Origin of the sequence: Arthrobacter sp. fls2-241-R2A-172 (assembly GCF_030208885.1) — a bacterium.
In the GTDB taxonomy this organism is placed as follows: domain Bacteria; phylum Actinomycetota; class Actinomycetes; order Actinomycetales; family Micrococcaceae; genus Arthrobacter.
This window is the reverse complement of record NZ_JARVTB010000001.1, coordinates 535,683-550,224: the sequence shown is the minus strand read 5'-3', so window position 1 is coordinate 550,224 and position 14,542 is coordinate 535,683. Positions and strand designations below refer to the sequence as shown.

The 14,542-nt window shown below is 57.7% G+C and carries 22 protein-coding genes and 1 tRNA gene; 17 read left to right on the top strand and 6 right to left on the bottom strand.

The annotated features are described in order from the left end of the window. Window positions 1-4: 4 nt before the first annotated feature. Window positions 5-736: a helix-turn-helix domain-containing protein gene (locus tag QRM57_RS02600; protein ID WP_284985482.1), complete on the bottom strand. Its 732-nt coding sequence runs from the start codon at window positions 734-736 to the stop codon at window positions 5-7. A gap of 122 nt (window positions 737-858) precedes the next feature. Here QRM57_RS02600 and QRM57_RS02595 point away from each other — a divergent pair, with 122 nt between their 5' ends. The 9 genes from QRM57_RS02595 to QRM57_RS02555 all read left to right on the top strand — a co-directional run bounded on the left by QRM57_RS02595 (window position 859) and on the right by QRM57_RS02555 (window position 6,292). Continuing rightward, window positions 859-1,077 (top strand): helix-turn-helix domain-containing protein, encoded by a 219-nt coding sequence (locus tag QRM57_RS02595; protein ID WP_350309817.1) that lies wholly within the window; start codon window positions 859-861, stop codon window positions 1,075-1,077. Between the two features lie 157 nt (window positions 1,078-1,234). After that, window positions 1,235-1,591, top strand: coding sequence for a hypothetical protein (locus tag QRM57_RS02590; protein WP_284985481.1), 357 nt, complete (start codon window positions 1,235-1,237; stop codon window positions 1,589-1,591). Beyond that, a complete protein-coding gene (locus tag QRM57_RS02585; protein ID WP_284985480.1) occupies window positions 1,591-2,001 on the top strand; it encodes a hypothetical protein in 411 nt (136 codons plus the stop codon). Before QRM57_RS02590 ends, QRM57_RS02585 begins: the two co-directional genes overlap by 1 nt. Before the next feature lie 178 nt (window positions 2,002-2,179). Further along, window positions 2,180-2,980: a phage replication protein O gene (locus tag QRM57_RS02580; protein ID WP_284985479.1), complete on the top strand. Its 801-nt coding sequence runs from the start codon at window positions 2,180-2,182 to the stop codon at window positions 2,978-2,980. Beyond that, a complete protein-coding gene (locus tag QRM57_RS02575; RefSeq protein ID WP_284985478.1) occupies window positions 2,977-4,287 on the top strand; it encodes a replicative DNA helicase in 1,311 nt (436 codons plus the stop codon). The genes QRM57_RS02580 and QRM57_RS02575 overlap by 4 nt, the downstream gene beginning before the upstream one ends. Continuing rightward, a complete protein-coding gene (locus QRM57_RS02570; protein ID WP_284985477.1) occupies window positions 4,284-4,895 on the top strand; it encodes a DUF7341 domain-containing protein in 612 nt (203 codons plus the stop codon). The genes QRM57_RS02575 and QRM57_RS02570 overlap by 4 nt, the downstream gene beginning before the upstream one ends. Before the next feature lie 146 nt (window positions 4,896-5,041). Then, complete coding sequence (locus QRM57_RS02565; RefSeq protein ID WP_284985476.1) at window positions 5,042-5,293, top strand: hypothetical protein; 252 nt, start codon at window positions 5,042-5,044, stop codon at window positions 5,291-5,293. 144 nt (window positions 5,294-5,437) lie between these two features. After that, window positions 5,438-6,148, top strand: a complete 711-nt coding sequence (locus QRM57_RS02560) for a hypothetical protein (RefSeq protein WP_284985475.1) — start codon at window positions 5,438-5,440, stop codon at window positions 6,146-6,148. A 71-nt stretch (window positions 6,149-6,219) separates the two neighbouring features. Continuing rightward, window positions 6,220-6,292, top strand: a tRNA-Met gene (locus QRM57_RS02555). A gap of 151 nt (window positions 6,293-6,443) precedes the next feature. On the opposite strand, the gene QRM57_RS02550 is transcribed toward QRM57_RS02555, so the two are convergent. The 3 genes from QRM57_RS02550 to QRM57_RS02540 all read right to left on the bottom strand — a co-directional run bounded on the left by QRM57_RS02550 (window position 6,444) and on the right by QRM57_RS02540 (window position 8,656). After that, entirely contained in the window at window positions 6,444-7,028 is a 585-nt protein-coding gene (locus tag QRM57_RS02550; protein ID WP_284985474.1) for a hypothetical protein, read from the bottom strand. Between the two features lie 288 nt (window positions 7,029-7,316). Beyond that, window positions 7,317-8,108, bottom strand: coding sequence for a hypothetical protein (locus QRM57_RS02545; protein ID WP_284985473.1), 792 nt, complete (start codon window positions 8,106-8,108; stop codon window positions 7,317-7,319). Next, window positions 8,105-8,656 (bottom strand): hypothetical protein, encoded by a 552-nt coding sequence (locus tag QRM57_RS02540; protein ID WP_284985472.1) that lies wholly within the window; start codon window positions 8,654-8,656, stop codon window positions 8,105-8,107. Before QRM57_RS02540 ends, QRM57_RS02545 begins: the two co-directional genes overlap by 4 nt. Window positions 8,657-8,769: 113 nt before the next feature. Here QRM57_RS02540 and QRM57_RS02535 point away from each other — a divergent pair, with 113 nt between their 5' ends. Continuing rightward, on the top strand, window positions 8,770-9,018 hold the full coding sequence (locus tag QRM57_RS02535) for a hypothetical protein (RefSeq protein WP_284985471.1): 249 nt from the start codon (window positions 8,770-8,772) through the stop codon (window positions 9,016-9,018). Between the two features lie 100 nt (window positions 9,019-9,118). Here QRM57_RS02535 and QRM57_RS20935 read toward each other — a convergent pair whose 3' ends face one another. Together QRM57_RS20935 and QRM57_RS02530 are read right to left on the bottom strand one after the other, a co-directional pair. Further along, complete coding sequence (locus tag QRM57_RS20935; protein WP_350309816.1) at window positions 9,119-9,373, bottom strand: DUF3263 domain-containing protein; 255 nt, start codon at window positions 9,371-9,373, stop codon at window positions 9,119-9,121. Between the two features lie 76 nt (window positions 9,374-9,449). Further along, window positions 9,450-9,947 carry a GvpU-like protein gene (locus QRM57_RS02530; protein ID WP_284985470.1) on the bottom strand — a complete coding sequence of 166 codons (498 nt, stop codon included), beginning with the start codon at window positions 9,945-9,947 and terminating at the stop codon, window positions 9,450-9,452. Between the two features lie 191 nt (window positions 9,948-10,138). Here QRM57_RS02530 and QRM57_RS02525 point away from each other — a divergent pair, with 191 nt between their 5' ends. The 7 genes from QRM57_RS02525 (at window position 10,139) to QRM57_RS02500 (ending at window position 14,205) form a co-directional block, all read left to right on the top strand. Then, window positions 10,139-10,681 (top strand): hypothetical protein, encoded by a 543-nt coding sequence (locus QRM57_RS02525; protein WP_284985469.1) that lies wholly within the window; start codon window positions 10,139-10,141, stop codon window positions 10,679-10,681. Further along, the gene (locus tag QRM57_RS02520; protein WP_284985468.1) at window positions 10,674-11,204 is read left to right on the top strand and encodes a hypothetical protein; all 531 of its coding nucleotides are present in this window, start codon (window positions 10,674-10,676) and stop codon (window positions 11,202-11,204) included. The genes QRM57_RS02525 and QRM57_RS02520 overlap by 8 nt, the downstream gene beginning before the upstream one ends. A 9-nt stretch (window positions 11,205-11,213) precedes the next feature. Then, window positions 11,214-12,113 (top strand): hypothetical protein, encoded by a 900-nt coding sequence (locus QRM57_RS02515; RefSeq protein ID WP_284985467.1) that lies wholly within the window; start codon window positions 11,214-11,216, stop codon window positions 12,111-12,113. A gap of 96 nt (window positions 12,114-12,209) precedes the next feature. After that, entirely contained in the window at window positions 12,210-12,545 is a 336-nt protein-coding gene (locus QRM57_RS02510) for a hypothetical protein (protein ID WP_284985466.1), read from the top strand. A 294-nt stretch (window positions 12,546-12,839) separates the two neighbouring features. Next, the gene (locus QRM57_RS20930) at window positions 12,840-13,313 is read left to right on the top strand and encodes a type II toxin-antitoxin system PemK/MazF family toxin (RefSeq protein ID WP_350309815.1); all 474 of its coding nucleotides are present in this window, start codon (window positions 12,840-12,842) and stop codon (window positions 13,311-13,313) included. A 400-nt stretch (window positions 13,314-13,713) separates the two neighbouring features. Next, on the top strand, window positions 13,714-13,932 hold the full coding sequence (locus QRM57_RS02505; RefSeq protein WP_284985465.1) for a hypothetical protein: 219 nt from the start codon (window positions 13,714-13,716) through the stop codon (window positions 13,930-13,932). 114 nt (window positions 13,933-14,046) lie between these two features. Then, complete coding sequence (locus QRM57_RS02500) at window positions 14,047-14,205, top strand: hypothetical protein (protein ID WP_284985464.1); 159 nt, start codon at window positions 14,047-14,049, stop codon at window positions 14,203-14,205. Window positions 14,206-14,542 lie beyond the last annotated feature (337 nt).

The following is a 14,542-nucleotide window of genomic DNA, read 5'->3' as shown; positions in this document are numbered from 1 at the left end:
CCCTTCACAGCTGGTCCTCGATAATAGCCCGAAGGGTGGACTTGATGCTTTCCATCGATGAGCGGGCATCATCGTCCCAGGAAGCAAAAGCCTGGGCATTCAGGCGACGCGAATAAGCCTCAACTTCAAAGTCCTCGCGGAGGGGATACATGTCTACGCGGAGTTCGCGAAGCATGCTGTAGCGCCTGTGCAGGTCTGCGAGCTTGGAATCTATCTGGATAAGGGAGCTCTTCTGCCTAGCGGTGGGTGGCTTAGATTCGTCAACTTCGTCCAGTAATGAAATGAGGTCGTCCAAGATGTTGAATGAGCGTTCAGCTTCGCGCCTTTCATGCAACGAAATCCACGCGTGCTTTGAGGAGTCCATGAGCTGGCCATCATCAAGCTGGAAGGTGCTCGCCCAAGGATCGCCGTTGAACCAGTTGACGAACTCGTAGACCTTTCCGGTCTGACCTGGGAGGCCTTCGATGTCCGCTGCGGGCTTTTGAGCCGGGAAGACTAGGTAGACGGGCGGGATTTTCAAGGCATGAGCAAAGATCAGCAGCTCAGCAAGCGTGACGGTGCTGCGCTTGCCATTCTCGATGCCGGTGATGATGTTGCGGGTTATGTTGACCCCCGAACCGGCGGCGTTGCAAAGCGACGCCAGCTCCTCTGCGGATAAACCTGCGCGCTTTCGCATGAACTGGAGCTGTTTGCCAACCGAGCGATGGATGTCTGCAGGCCACTCACTTTGTGTCATATCGGAACAATATCAGACTCACGCGTTTCAGTGTGTGTCGTTTTGAATCTTGTAGGTGCTACGCTGTTTCCACCGTTCCGATTTGGAGCGAAACGCAAAGACATGAGGAGTTTTGTTCTGATATGACACATAGGGTAAGTACTGCATCCATCGAACCGAGGGATATGCCCCCGACGCTCTCGGTCTGGCCGGACGCCGCCAGAGCTCTCGGAATCGGCCGCGCTACAGCATATGACCTGATCAAGCGCGGAGAGTTTCCAATCCGGGTTCTCCGATTGGGGCGAAAGTTCCGGGTCAGTCGCGCAGACCTGCTTACTTACCTTGGGGAATCGCAACCATGAGCACTTTCTCCGCGGCTGAGGTCCCGTCTGGTAAGCGACCTGCGGGAGCCGAACACCAGCCAAGTTCGAGAAGGTGCCACTTAAAACAAACGACCGTGACGCTCTCGCCAAAGTCCGCCACGGCCGAAGAACCTACCCAAATCAACGAGGAGATCCTGTGAACAACACTATCAAGCGCCCGGCCACTGTGCGAGAGCTCGGCAACATGGCCGAAGAAATGAACATGACAGCGTCCCAGTTGCTCGAGTTCCTTGGCCCTTGGCCGGAACCGCCGGCAGATTACACTCCTGACCCTCACTCCGACGTTCGATGGCTCGGCCCAGAGTCCTATCACCAGAAGTGGATCATCACGCCCGTTTGGAACTCCACAACGGATGCCCACTCCTTCGATGTCTGGCTCACAGAACACCAACCACCCACGTACGCGGACCTGTCGCCAGAAGACGCCCTCGAGCTTGCTGAAACGCTTTCCAACTGCGCTCGCAATGTAGCTTTACCGAAAGGGGCTAACTGATGCTTCGATCGGAAATTGGCGCCGTATTGGGGAAGCTTGAGCTGCTCGAGGATCGGAATTTCTCGAGTGCTCAATCTGACGCCTGGTTTGAAATCCTTGGACAGCACTCGCTGCAGGATGCAGTTGACGCTGTGCAGAGGTTCCACTCAAAGCCCTTCAAACGACCCGCATACCCAGGGGACATCAAGGCCCTAATCGTTGATGTGGAGGATGTGCGTCTTCGTCGGTGTGGCACCGTGGAGGCGAATGAGGCGGACTTCGTAGAGGCAGATCGGCGGACAGCTAATGCTCGTCTTCGCACCCTGATCGCTACGGCCCAGTGGTCGGCCCAGGATTACAGGGAGTACAGGCGCTCCAAGCTCTCCATCAACGGGTTCACGTCAGCGAAAGGAGCGCTGCCAGTTGGCTAGGGACCGGGCAAACATTCGTGTGGACCTTTGGGCGGACGTTGACTGGCGCGGCCTCTCAATGGGTGCCCAGCACCTGTACCAGCAGATCCTGACACACCCGACCTTGAACTATGCTGGCGTCGCTGACTGGCGGCCAGGGCGGCTCGCGGCGCTCACCAAGGATCGGACATCTGCCGATGTGCAGCGCGACGCTTGCGAGCTCGCCGAGGCTCACTTCATCCACGCTGACGACGCGACAGAGGAGGTGCTTGTGCGCTCCTTCGCCCGCCACGACGGAGTAATCAAGCACCCCCGCCTCCACGTCACTATGGCCAACGCATTCGCGGGGATCGCCTCAACTGACATCAAGGAGTTCTTCGCCTTTGAGATTCAGGAGCTTCACCGGGAACAGCCTGAACTGGCTCTCTGGAACCACCCGAAAGTCCAGACCATCCTTAAGGCCAAGGCAAGGGATATGAAAGGGGTAAGCCAAGAGGATGCCAAGAGCTTTGGAAGCGCCATGGCTAAACCCTTGGTAAAGGATTCGAATAGCGTTCCTATGCGAACAGCTACTGCTACTGCTACATCTTCTAAAGAAGATATTCCTTCGTCGGAGATTTCTGACGAAATCCCGCGACCGGAAGTTGATGAACTTCATAATCTTCTCGATTCCTGCTTGGCCGCGAACGGATCCAAGAAGCCTTCGAGGAACAAGAAGAACAGAGATGCAGCCCGGCTGCTGCTCGACCGAGACGGCTACAAGATCGAGCAGGTGGCATGGATGATCCGCTGGGCAACGGCTGACGAATTCTGGAGGGCCAACATCCTGTCCATGTCCAAGCTCCGTGAGAAGTTCGATCAGCTCAAGGCAAAGGCAGGTGTTGGGACCAAAGCGACCGCGGCAGGCTTCAACGGCGAGATCGCATGGAAGAAAGAGCAGCGGAACATCCACAACGCCAAACGGCTGGCCGAGGCCAAGCAGAAACTGGGGATTTCATGACGAACGATGCGAAGCCGCGGCAGGACATCGACGCCGAACGGGCAGTCATCGGCGCCGTGCTTCTGGATCAGCGAACCCTGGACGAAGTGGAGCTGAAGGCGGAGGACTTCTACCTTCCACAGCACGAGCAGCTGTGGCACATGATCCTGACGGAATCGAGGGCCGGGCGGCCTGCCTCCGCGCTGGCTATGTCGCAAAAGCTCGTGTCCAACCCAATCGTTGGAATGGAGCCGACGTACCTGCATCAGTGTTTGGAGGTGGCACCCGTTCGCTCGGCAGCGGCGCACTACGCGAGCATCATCACCGGGACAGCCAGGCTCCGAAGGCTGGCGGAGGTTGGCCGCAAGCTGCAACAGATGTCCGACACCGCAGGATGGGACGAGGCGGAGGGGACGCTGGACCAGGCCCGAGTGGCATTGGACGCCGCAGCCAACGAAACAACAGGTATTCGGGTACGGACGTTCTCGGCGGCGCTGGAGGATGCCGTGAACCTTTGGTCGGCGCCCAAGGGCAGGAGCTACCCCACGGGCTGGTCTGAGCTCGATCATAAGTTCAATGGCGGATGGCATCCAGGCCAGCTAACCGTCATGGGTGCGAGGCCGGCCGTGGGTAAGTCCCTGGTCGCAGGCTGCGCGGCCGTGGCGGCATCGAAGTACGGCGCCGGGTTCTTTTCACTCGAGATGAAAGAGCACGAAGTCGTGGGCCGTGTGGCCGCTGCCTCCGAAGGGATTGACCTCCATAAGATCAACTCCCACAGCCTCGGGGACGATGAGTGGGCAAAGGTAGCCCGCCTAACGACGAAAGCTGCGGACTGGCCGGTCTACATCGAAGAGGCTTCCCGCATCACCATGGCCCAGATCCGGGCCACGGTCCGCACATGGGTTCGTCGGAAACCGGTCCCGCTGATCATCATCGGCTATCTGCAGCTTTGCGCCCCAGCCGACCCGAGGGACATGCGCGAACGCCAAGTGTCCCGAATCGCTGAGGATTGCAAGCACCTCGCAAAGGAATTCGACACCCACGTCTTGGCCCTCGCCCAGGTCAACCGAGGATCCACTCAGCGAGCGGACACGCGCCCAACCATGGCGGACCTCCGAGAGTCCGGAGGCATCGAAGCGCACGCCGACAACATCATCCTTCTCCACCGGGACGACCAAGAAATGGAAGGCGAACTAGAACTCATCATCGAAAAGAACCGCCACGGCCAAACAGGCAAGATCCGACTCGCCTGGCGCCCGCACTTCGCCTCAGTCAACAGCATGTCCATCGGCCCCAACGACTACCGCTACGGAATGGAAGCATCTTGAACATCGATACCCTCAACGACAACGTTCACCGGCTGACCCGCGAACACCGTGCCATCCACATCGATAGGGAGACCGGTGCGAAGTCGTTCCCGACCGAGCTGAGCCTCTTCGATCAACTCCGGCAGGAAATCGAGTCCGGCCGCCGCCCCAACTCAGGAAGCGGCGGATCAGGTTCTCGTTCTCCCATTGCCCTCCCGGCATTCAGCCTATGGTCCGAGATCCGCGAAACCCTCGCGACCATGCACATCGCCACAACAGGGAAAGACGAACCTCATCTCAGCGCCGAAAGCAAGCTTCAAAAATGGGCTGTCTGGACCCAAAGTGACAACAGCGGACAAGCCGCCAGGAAGTGCCTTGAAAACACCACCAAATGGATGCACTCCATCCAGCAGATGCTCAACCCCGTCCGACGCACAGAGATTGTCGGAGCCTGCCCGCAGGTTGACTGTGGAGCCGCACATGCCTGGACCTGGGACGAAGACGAATATGTCCGTAACACCGCCATCACCGCAACCGGAACAGAAGCCCAATGCGGCGCATGTGGAGCGACATGGGTGGGCGCCGAACTTCACGAACTCGCATTCCAACTCAGGAAGGACGCAGCATGACCCCGAATCTTCCGGAACCAATCTACAAAGCGGGGCTAACTCGATGGGAGACGCCTCGAGACCTACAGGCCGGAGCCAGAGCACCCCAAGTACCTGACGACCCCGGGCCAATCCACGCAGTTCGTCCCACGACCAGGGAACTGACAATGCTTGGCCCTTCCTTCCTGGAAGACACCTACAACTACCGGGCAGCGCTCTGCGGAGCCAAAGTTAAGGTCGTAATGCCAAACTCCTTCAAACCCGCCGAAACGGGAGCCTGCAAGGATTGTGTTGAGGAGGCCGGCAAGCCGGTAGCAAGCAAGTTCCTGCACCCCAAGGGCGGGATCGCTACCGCGTTCACCGACCGCTGGAGCCCGGGGCGATGGCGCCGTCTGAGCCGGAAACTACAAGGGAAATGACGAGCTTGTAAGTCAGGCGTCTATTTAATACACTGGTGCCGCAGCCCACAGCTGTAACCAAAACCTTTAGAAGCCCCGGACGCCAACTGCTCCGGGGCTTCTGCTTTGTGATCGCCCTCCAGTGCATGGGACAGAATGTCCAATATGGACGACAAATTCGATCACACCGCAGCGCGGGAATGGCCCCCTCCGGGTCACAACTTCACCTGGACAACCGAGATGAATCTGGATGGGTTCGAACCATTCCAATTCGAACTGACAGTGTCCGATGTTGACCAGATGGACGTGAGTAACGCCATCTACGGCCGAATCGGCGGCCCAGCACCCGCTGACATTGAACTCCGCAAGAAGCTGTACTACCTCGTCGGAGCAATTACTGTTTCGAGCGGCCACATCGAGGCTGCAATGAAGCGAGTAATCCTCACTCTGCAGGAGAACCGGACACGTCAATTCAGCTTGGTCGATAAAACCTGGACCGACCTCCATAAGATCCTGGTCAAAGAACTGACTAGGGAAGATGGTGGGCCACAGCTCGGCAAAGTCCGGGAAGAACTGTCGAAACACATCCAGTGGGCCGAGCGGCGAGGATTGAAAGCGCATCGAGACGACTTTGTTCACGGTTCCATCTGTGACTTCGCGATGCCCGCCATCATTCTGTCCCGATTCCACAGGAAACAGGACGGAACCCAGATCCTGTACAGGATGGAACAGATAGAGGCGATTGCTGAGAATCTTCAGGAGTATGCGGCGCGCCTTGAATCACTCCTCCATGGGATTTGGCATGAGGCCATGCTCCCCGCGGATCCTCAGGTGCCGGGTTATTCAGCATTCACAAGACCACAGGGCTCGGGCTAACTGCAGTGGCATTCTGACGGTCTTGGACAGTGTCACGGACATCGCCGCTCGTCGTGTCGACGCCGGCACGCGGCTATGCAGCTCAGCAGGTAGAGCATCCGCCTCATAAGCGGAAGTTCCCAGGTTCAAGTCCTCGCGTTGCCACTGGCCCAAGCCAAGCAACGGTTGTCCGTCCCGGCCAGCCAGTGCCGCCCAACGCCCGCACCACTCGTCGCAAGGGCGGGCAAAGCAGCGTAAGCCGGACACAAACCAGGCATGCCCACGCCAGCGATGAAGTGGCGGGCACACAACTACGTCAATCGTTGAATATTGACTTCAGGATGACGCTGCGGGGAAGGTCGCGATCATCTGGATTGGGGGCCAGGTCCTCGCGCATGGCCACTAGGGTCCGGCCAAATGATTGCTTCAGCAATTCGGATTGCGTGGGGGTCAGATTGTTCCCATCAACCGCCGACAGCAGGGATTGCCAGTAAGCGAGCATGTGGACCGTATGTGAACTAGCCCAAAGGGCAGCGTGAGTACGTAGCTCTGAATCTCTCTTGCGGTCTTCTTTAACCTCATCGGGAGTCCGACCAGTGGCAAGGAAACGCTGAAGCATAAATGTCGCGATGTCGGAATAGACCTTCTCTCGTCGCTCAAACTCGCGAGACTCACGGTCACGTTTCTTCTGCTCCTGCCAGCTCACGACTCCCCGAGAGGCTATGTAAGCCGTGAGAGCCACTGTGAGCAACACTGCGCCAGGAGCAAACAGATCCTTGCCCCATCCTGTGCCCCATACAGTCACGAAAGCCACCACCAGCACGGCCGCCCCAGCCAAGCCGATAGCGGCGCAATACGCCCCCAGCGGTCGTCCAGTAAGCCACTTATTCACTTTTTCCACCCCTGAATCCTATTGGAGGCCTGACATGCGCGTGGACGTGTGGGAGCAGTCCAACGTCACTGTCCGAGAAGCGAAGCTAGAAACGGGCGTCCTCGGGGATCATGGGCTCAGTACGTGACGGACGCGGACACCGCGCATACCGACGGAGGCAGCACTCAAACGCCGAGGCCTGGACTGTGCATGGTGCGGCAAGCCCCCTCCGTGTGTTCGCGTGCGCCCGCAGGAAGGTCCCATCACGGACATCCCCCACTCTCTCACGAGGGTGGGGGTCTTTTCTGTGTCCAGACGTTAGGGCGAGTAGTCCGGGGATCCTCGCCACGTGATCGAGTCAAGAACGGTTTGTACAACGTCCTGCGCCAACTTGACGGACTCAACAGTCACTTCAATTTCTCCGAACCGTCCGTCCCCAAGAACCGATCCATACTTGTCATTATTCAGGTGGTCTATGACTAAGACACCGCCTGTCGTATCGACCCCTCGCGACGAAATGGGCTGGAGGTCAATCTTTCTGTTTCGCCGTTTGCCCTGAACCCGGTCCCCTAAATGGTGCGCTGAATCCCGAACGTCGGTCAGATCGGGAAACGCGGCCTTGAACCGAGCTTTCGCTTCAGCTATAACCTCCGAGGCTCCGGGCCCGGCTGCCAACAGAGCCAACGTCTTGTCCACGGTGTCGAAAGCGTAGAGGAATGACCGGGCGTGCATGAAGCGAAGCATGCGCACGTACTGCGAAGGCATCACCCCATTCGCCAATTGTTGCTGCCGTAGATCAACTCGGGCGCGACGGGTAGCCTCCGCGTCTGCACGCTCGTATTCTTCATCCGACGCGTCGGGGGGAATCTTGGGCATATAGCTTTGTCGGAGTTTCCACTCTGCTCTTAGCTCCTGGCTCCACTGATTCTGGTCGTCTGCCCTGCCACGCAGTGCCTCTCCGGTTTCGTTGAAGAGGTAGAGGGCCAACGATGCTTCTTCCACACACCGGACGAGCAGATCGGTTAGGGCCTCAACTTCCATCACGTTTTCGGAATCTTCGAGAACTGGCCACTGACCAGGTTTCGTGAACTCAGGGATGTGCATCATCATGGGGCCGCTCTTGCGGCAGACAGAATAGGTTGTAAACCTCTCAGAGATACCCGGCCAATGTCCGCGAGCGAGTGCATCAGCATGTTGCGGTCCAAGATCTCCAGTTCCCGACTGAACTTATAGAGGTTCGCTTCATCGTCGTCATCTGGTGGTGCGGCGTGCACTCCGCCGCCGACGTGCGCTGCACACTTGATGATGTTCTTGACCGTGTAGGAATGACCCCTCACCGTGATCGTCGGGTGGTTCAGGAATTCCCGAAGCGTTACGCCTGTTTGCGCTTTCCCCAGTGATTCTACAGCGCTGTATGTAACCTCCGGCTGGCCAGCTTCCAACGGTGGCAGATGATCGTTTGGCTTTAGGTGCGACAGTTCGAAAACGAGAGGCTGCCGAAGATCACGATTCACGAGATGGACGAGCGGATGGCTATCAAGGAAGAGTTGCCGCAGGATGGCTGATGCCTTCATCAACTGGTATTCGGACGAGCCAGGGGTGATTAGTCGTTCAAGATCAGCTGCAGACTCAAGCAATAGGTGATAGGGATGCATCAACCATCCGTCCTGCGGATCATCAGGTACAGGGTCATGAAGGCAGCTTACTGGGCGGGTGTGCGAGGGCTTACTGCGCTTGCATCTGTGTCGGAGCCTGGACGTACGGTCGCCGTATGGACGAGTTCGAACGCAAAGTCCTTGGTGGCGATTGGCGGGCGGCTGTAGCTGTTCTGTCGCGTGCGAGCATCCGCCCTGAAGTGGCGGAGGCGTTGATGACACCTGAGGCCCACAAGGAGGTGGTCTTTGGCGTGATCAGCCGTCAGGACGTCACTCCGGAGCGTCTGGCGAGGGCGGCGACTTTCGCCACCCCGCAGATCTTGGGCCGGGTGGCGTCCGATCCTAAGACCCCCCCACGGCAGTGATCCGGGATGTTCGGGGCCGAGCCTCAGGCCGTGAGGCTGCTTTGCGGCTGCATCTCCGCGAGTACGCTGACCGGATCCCGGGGTACACGGCAGACTCTGGTCACCGGGTCTGGTGCGGGCTGCTGGTTATCCGCGCTGTTTGGTGGCGCCGGCGATTGTTGATCCTTGCCATGAAAGCTGGACGGTACGCCGCGGCCGCTTCGGTTCGTACGAGATAGCTCGGTTCCTGCCAGCACCGACGTGGGCTGAGCCCGAGGCGTTCCATGGCTGCCGAGTCCAGGTAACCAGCGTGCCTGAAGTGCTCCCTGGCGAGGTCGAGCATGTCTTTTTCTTGGTCGGTGAGCAGCTTGGCCAAACTATAGCAACGGTCTGAAAAAATGACCGGTTACGATGAGACGCTCCCAAGGTAGGCCATGGGAGCGCCTCCGTTGTCACTCAGAGCTCTTTGAAACTTCCTCCGGGGTATTTACGCTTCCCAAAGACCAACCAGACAGCTTCCGCAAGTCTCCTCGCCAAAGCGGCGCATGGTGGCTTGCCCCTCCTGACAGGATGTATGCGTCTCGCAGATGCAGGTATCTAACAGCAGCCGCCGGAACGTCAGCTTCGACGCGCTCATTCCTCGTCTCTTCGAGGTCAGCGAACAGTTCTGTCAGGAAGGTTCCTACGCTGTCGGCAAGCTTAGGGAAGCCGGGACGGATATACGCATCCATGCCTTCTCGCCAGGCTTTGGCGCTGATTGCGATCCCTGAAATGACTTGGCCATCGATGACCACGGTCAAGGAAATCTCACCGTCACTGTCGTTGGCAATGCCCACATTTCCCTTAAGAATTACGTCAAAGACAAAGTCCTGGCCGAGAACATCTTCTTTGGTCAAGCCGTGGGGATCGGCGGAGAAATCATAGGACGGGGTTACATCATTGGTTGTCAAAGGTATGGACCTCTCAGATTCGTGGGAGCCATGGGCGGATCCAAGTGCAGCATACTGTGAGCCGCCGACATAAACGGGGCGACCAGCGCAGCCGCATTTCCGGGCTCCGTCTGTGTCTGGGTGGTGTGTGGTGGCTGTGCACTGACCGGTATAGCCAAGGCCATGTCAGCCAAGATGAGAGACTCAACGCTATGGGTCTTGATTTTTCAGATGCTGGCAACGGTCCGGAGGTTCTCTGGGCCGGCATGTTCACGCTTGTTGCTGTTATTGGGTCGGTGTTGCTCAGTCTATGGTCGCAAAGACGGGACTTTAGACGGCGGGAAGACGAACTGAAAGCAGCATTCGCTGCCCAGGAACAAGCGGCGTGGTCGGACTGGAGAAGGCATATTGCTGAACGCGCCGTATTGCTTGTATCCAAAGCATGTGACCTATTGATGATGACGGATCAAGATTCTCAGGACTCGGAGGTATTTCGACTACACAACGAGGTTCGCGATCTCATGGCCCTTCTGAGCCTCGACCGCAACAGCGCAGGGAGAAATTTGGGGGAATGGTTCGGCGAGCAGATATTTGGGATCCTCGACGGCCGGTTCGAGCCCGATCCAGTCATTACCGCGCATGACCTCGCCCATAAAACGCGAGAACGGATCGTGAGGTGGTCCCTGGACCCCTCATCCTTGCTAGTTGATTTGAAGACGAACCCGCCAGCAACGCTGGGTGGCATCCATGTCTGATCCGGGCATCTGGACTGCGGTAGGTGCCACGGCCGCTACCACTAGTGCCCTGACCGGCCTGACCGTCCACGTGATAAACAAGGTCGCGGAGGCACGGGCGCGACCTGAAGCTGATTGGATCGTTCAGCTTTGGGCTTGGATTTTGGAGGACGATCCTAACAGCCCCGAAATCGTGCCACCTGACATGGTCTCGTTCCGCGGCGAGGCCATGAACTGCGGCGATGCTAAAGGCTTCAGCGTCGTCGTGGAAGCTTCAGACGGCACAAGGGTATTGATGTCCACCCCGCTCGCCAATGCCACGCCCTTCGGCATTACAGCTGCTTATCATGAGGCATTTGCCGTTTTGGAGCCTGGTGCTAAGTTCAATTTCACGGGCCGCATGCGCAAATCGGATTGGTCAGAAGCAAGCATCGTAATAAATTGGATTACTTCCCCAACGAGGCTCAAGAAGCACCTCACGCACGAAACGAAATGTTCTAAACAGGTACCGAACCCAGGCGGCCTCTACGACGATGCCGAGTGAAGGCTGCCAATGGTCAAGCGAGCTTCAGAACTGGCGGTTAACTCCCACTGGGCTTATCGAGCCCGTAAGTACGACAGTTTTCAAGAGGTGCGAGTAGTCAAGCTGGGAGTCAAGCACCCTCATCGCGCCTACATCGCCTTCGTTGCGGTGGAGGAAGAAGGCGAAGAGGCCTGGGTGCCCATTGGCAGGCTCAAGTGCCGGTGGGAGGACGTCGAACACTTCAAGGAAATCGAGGCGAAGTGGGAGGCTATAGCAGCGGCTTCTGCTCATGCCTCTGATGTGCAGGCCGAAGTGGTTGAGCTGGTATTCGGATGCTTTGACGAGGCAGGTTCGCTCAATTACTGGGTAGGGAACCACCATGGCGTAACTGCCGTAGAAAACCCAGATTCGTTCGAGGTGCGGCACTCAATTCGCTTGGAAGAGTTCGTCGGTAGCCTGTCTTTCGAGGATGATGGTGCAATCATCATTTCGCTTCAAGACACCCTGGAGCTGGCCCGCCGGCTTGCCATCCGCGACCCAGGAAAGATCCAAGGCGCCCTTGAGGTGGAGCTGGGCAGAGTCTCTGAAGAGCAACTGGAGGACGCTGCCCTCGGACGGATTTGTTACAAGAGATGGACCTGGAATGGATCGTCCACTCGTCCCCGGATTGAGGACCTCACTGAAGCCGCAGTCATCATCAGAGGATGGCTCGGCGCTTCAAGGGTTCAAGATTGGAACGAACTAAAAGCTCTGCGCTCTGAAGTCGCCCGGCTCAGCTCAATCATTAGCAAGGCATCTGGGGTACTCCAAGCGAATGGGCTTACCCGCGACGCTGCTAGCATCCGGCGGCTCCACGGGCTGACTAGATACCCTGTCCCGAGACTTAAGTCCTACTACGAAATGACGCAAGAGATGACCGGGAACATCTGAATGGATCGTGCCGTTACGTGGCGAGTCCTGCCCTAACCACCTGAAAGCAGACTGGCGCCCGTGGGCGGATTTGACCCCATATGTAATACTCAAACTATGTCTGAGACACCTCTGCACCCCCAGTCACATGAGCAAGTGGCCGTGGCTGCCGAGTGGGAATACGACACCCGAGCATTGCCGGCCGTGGCTAACCAGGTTCTTATACAGCATGCAATGTTTGACGGAAATACCGGGCACCCAACCGGGATGTATATCCATCTTGGTCATGTCAACCCGCCTATTTTCAAGGGTGAAGTCAGCGCCGGTCAGGCGCAGAGCATCGCGGCGTTGCCAGTTGTAGTGGTGGGTAACTTCTACCTCCCAATGCAGTCAGTTGTAGCCTTACGAGACTCACTTAACGAAGCACTTAGAAACGCGGGAGTTACAGAATGATCGCATCGAAGGCACTGGGGCCTGCGGTAGCTGTCATCATCTGTTGCGCACCTGCGGCAGCAGCCCCCTATCGGGAGGTATCGCCAATGCAATTTCAATCATTTGGCTCTGACACGTTAGTACGGGCGCCCTATACAGTCGAAGTCACCGGGATACGGACCTCTGGTCACAACGTGGTGGATTCAGCGCCGCAACCCGGGTTAGAACTCACCCTCGAAGAAGCCTTCGCAGAATGGGCTCAAGAATCACACGAGATGGCCCAAGATATGTGGCATACCTCAGCCTCAGATACGCGTGACGTCTAACCTTTTGCCACCCACGCCCAACGTCGTTCGACGCGGTCAGATTTACTGGGTGGATTGGAGCCCCGGACGCGGTTCTGAGCAACAAGGCCACCGGCCTGCGCTTGTCATTAGCTTGGACAGTTTCAACAAGGTCATGGATACCGTGGTGGTTGCTGCGATGACAACCAAAGTCAAGGAAAGCACGAGGAACGGCACAAGCCCAGTCACCCTCTTCCTGCCTAAGGGAGATCCTATGGACGTGGAGGGCTCCGTACTTGGATTCCAAGTAATGACCGTGTCCAAGATGCGTCTGGATAAGCTTGCAGGGGAGATATCACGCGAGCAGCAGCTCGAAGTAGACAAAATTCTTGCTACTTCTTTTGGTCTAAAAGTCGTTGCACCAGCAACACCCCCGGTCGCTTCAGTGCAAACCGGGCCTCCACGCCCCGGGCCTCCGGGAAACCTCACCCGCCCTCAAGGGTGATCGTGGCGCCGGGCCGAGACCGTGCCATAAGTGCATAGCGTTTCCGCAGGGCTAGACAAGGTGCGACTTGGCGCGTTTCCTCACCTTCCCTCGGTGAGTAGCCTTAGCGCCTCGTTGATCCGTTTTTTGTCGTATGTACGCGGCCTCTGTCTGTCTCCTGAGACAATCTGGGCTATCTCATCTTACTGCGCTGGTGAGAAGCGGTAGAGGCGGCCAATACGGTCACAGGGCCACGCTCCATCCAGCACCTTGTGCTGCACCGTGTGATCACTGAGCCTATACTTTGCTGCCATCTCCTGAGTGGTCGCGTAGGAACGTTCTTCAGTCATTGGAGACCTCCCGCTGGTGCCGACAGGATCCATGGGGGAAACTCATTCAGCGAGTATCGAGGATCGATGACATGACGATACCGAAACTGGCGCTCACCTTCGAGGAAGCTGCCGAGGCGAGTGGGTACAGCGTCCGAACACTCAAGCACCACGTAGCCGCCGGCAACCTCCTTGCCCGCTACGCCGACACGAAGGGCGTCAATGGCGGGGAAGACCTCGCCCAATGGCTCAAAGATCTGCCGACCGAACCGCTAGTAGGCCATTGGCCCGTGCGCACGCTTAATGGGTAAGAGAAGGGGAGGCACGATCTGCAGACCCCTGAGGATTCAGAGGGTGTACACAACGTGGACACCCTCCCCAAAGCTAAGTTCCGCACACCGGAGGACGTCGCGCCAGAGTTAGGGATGACTAAGACCGAACTCCGCCGATACTGCCGACAGTCCGGCTTTTGCACCAGGCTGCTTGGCCAGGACGACATCGACAAGCTGGTTATTTGGATCCGCGAAAAATCAGCCAAGGAGGACCGATGGTGGGAAGAACCGGAAAAGGACCCCTTCGCCTGATCAGTGCCCAAGCCGCTCATGGCTGCTCCGCAGTGGCCAAACTGTGGCCAGACGATTCAGTTGAAGCAGAAATAGCCCATCATCGGACAGCACCCAGATGCCGCTAGATTCTGATGAAATCAGCTGTTTCGGGCTGAAGCGAACTGAAGCGGAACACCACCGACAACTTGAAAACCAGTGTGCGGTAACCCCGTACCAAGGGTTCAAATCCCTTACCTTCCGCCAATGAATGCCCCGGGTTCCAAACCCGGGGCATTTTTGTGCCCGTGATCCCAGTGCGTCCGGGCTAACTGAGAACCGGCAACCGGAACATCATTGAAACTGTCAGACCCCCCGC

Coding starts and splice junctions, on each gene's coding strand:
- QRM57_RS02600 (WP_284985482.1), bottom strand. CDS start 736: ATGACACAAAGTGAGTGGCCTGCAGACATCCATCGCTCGGTTGGCAAA.
- QRM57_RS02595 (WP_350309817.1), top strand. CDS start 859: ATGACACATAGGGTAAGTACTGCATCCATCGAACCGAGGGATATGCCC.
- QRM57_RS02585 (WP_284985480.1), top strand. CDS start 1,591: ATGCTTCGATCGGAAATTGGCGCCGTATTGGGGAAGCTTGAGCTGCTC.
- QRM57_RS02575 (WP_284985478.1), top strand. CDS start 2,977: ATGACGAACGATGCGAAGCCGCGGCAGGACATCGACGCCGAACGGGCA.
- QRM57_RS02565 (WP_284985476.1), top strand. CDS start 5,042: ATGCTTGGCCCTTCCTTCCTGGAAGACACCTACAACTACCGGGCAGCG.
- QRM57_RS02560 (WP_284985475.1), top strand. CDS start 5,438: ATGGACGACAAATTCGATCACACCGCAGCGCGGGAATGGCCCCCTCCG.
- QRM57_RS02545 (WP_284985473.1), bottom strand. CDS start 8,108: ATGATGATGCACATCCCTGAGTTCACGAAACCTGGTCAGTGGCCAGTT.
- QRM57_RS02535 (WP_284985471.1), top strand. CDS start 8,770: ATGGACGAGTTCGAACGCAAAGTCCTTGGTGGCGATTGGCGGGCGGCT.
- QRM57_RS02525 (WP_284985469.1), top strand. CDS start 10,139: ATGGGTCTTGATTTTTCAGATGCTGGCAACGGTCCGGAGGTTCTCTGG.
- QRM57_RS02520 (WP_284985468.1), top strand. CDS start 10,674: ATGTCTGATCCGGGCATCTGGACTGCGGTAGGTGCCACGGCCGCTACC.
- QRM57_RS02515 (WP_284985467.1), top strand. CDS start 11,214: ATGGTCAAGCGAGCTTCAGAACTGGCGGTTAACTCCCACTGGGCTTAT.
- QRM57_RS02510 (WP_284985466.1), top strand. CDS start 12,210: ATGTCTGAGACACCTCTGCACCCCCAGTCACATGAGCAAGTGGCCGTG.
- QRM57_RS02505 (WP_284985465.1), top strand. CDS start 13,714: ATGACGATACCGAAACTGGCGCTCACCTTCGAGGAAGCTGCCGAGGCG.
- QRM57_RS02500 (WP_284985464.1), top strand. CDS start 14,047: ATGACTAAGACCGAACTCCGCCGATACTGCCGACAGTCCGGCTTTTGC.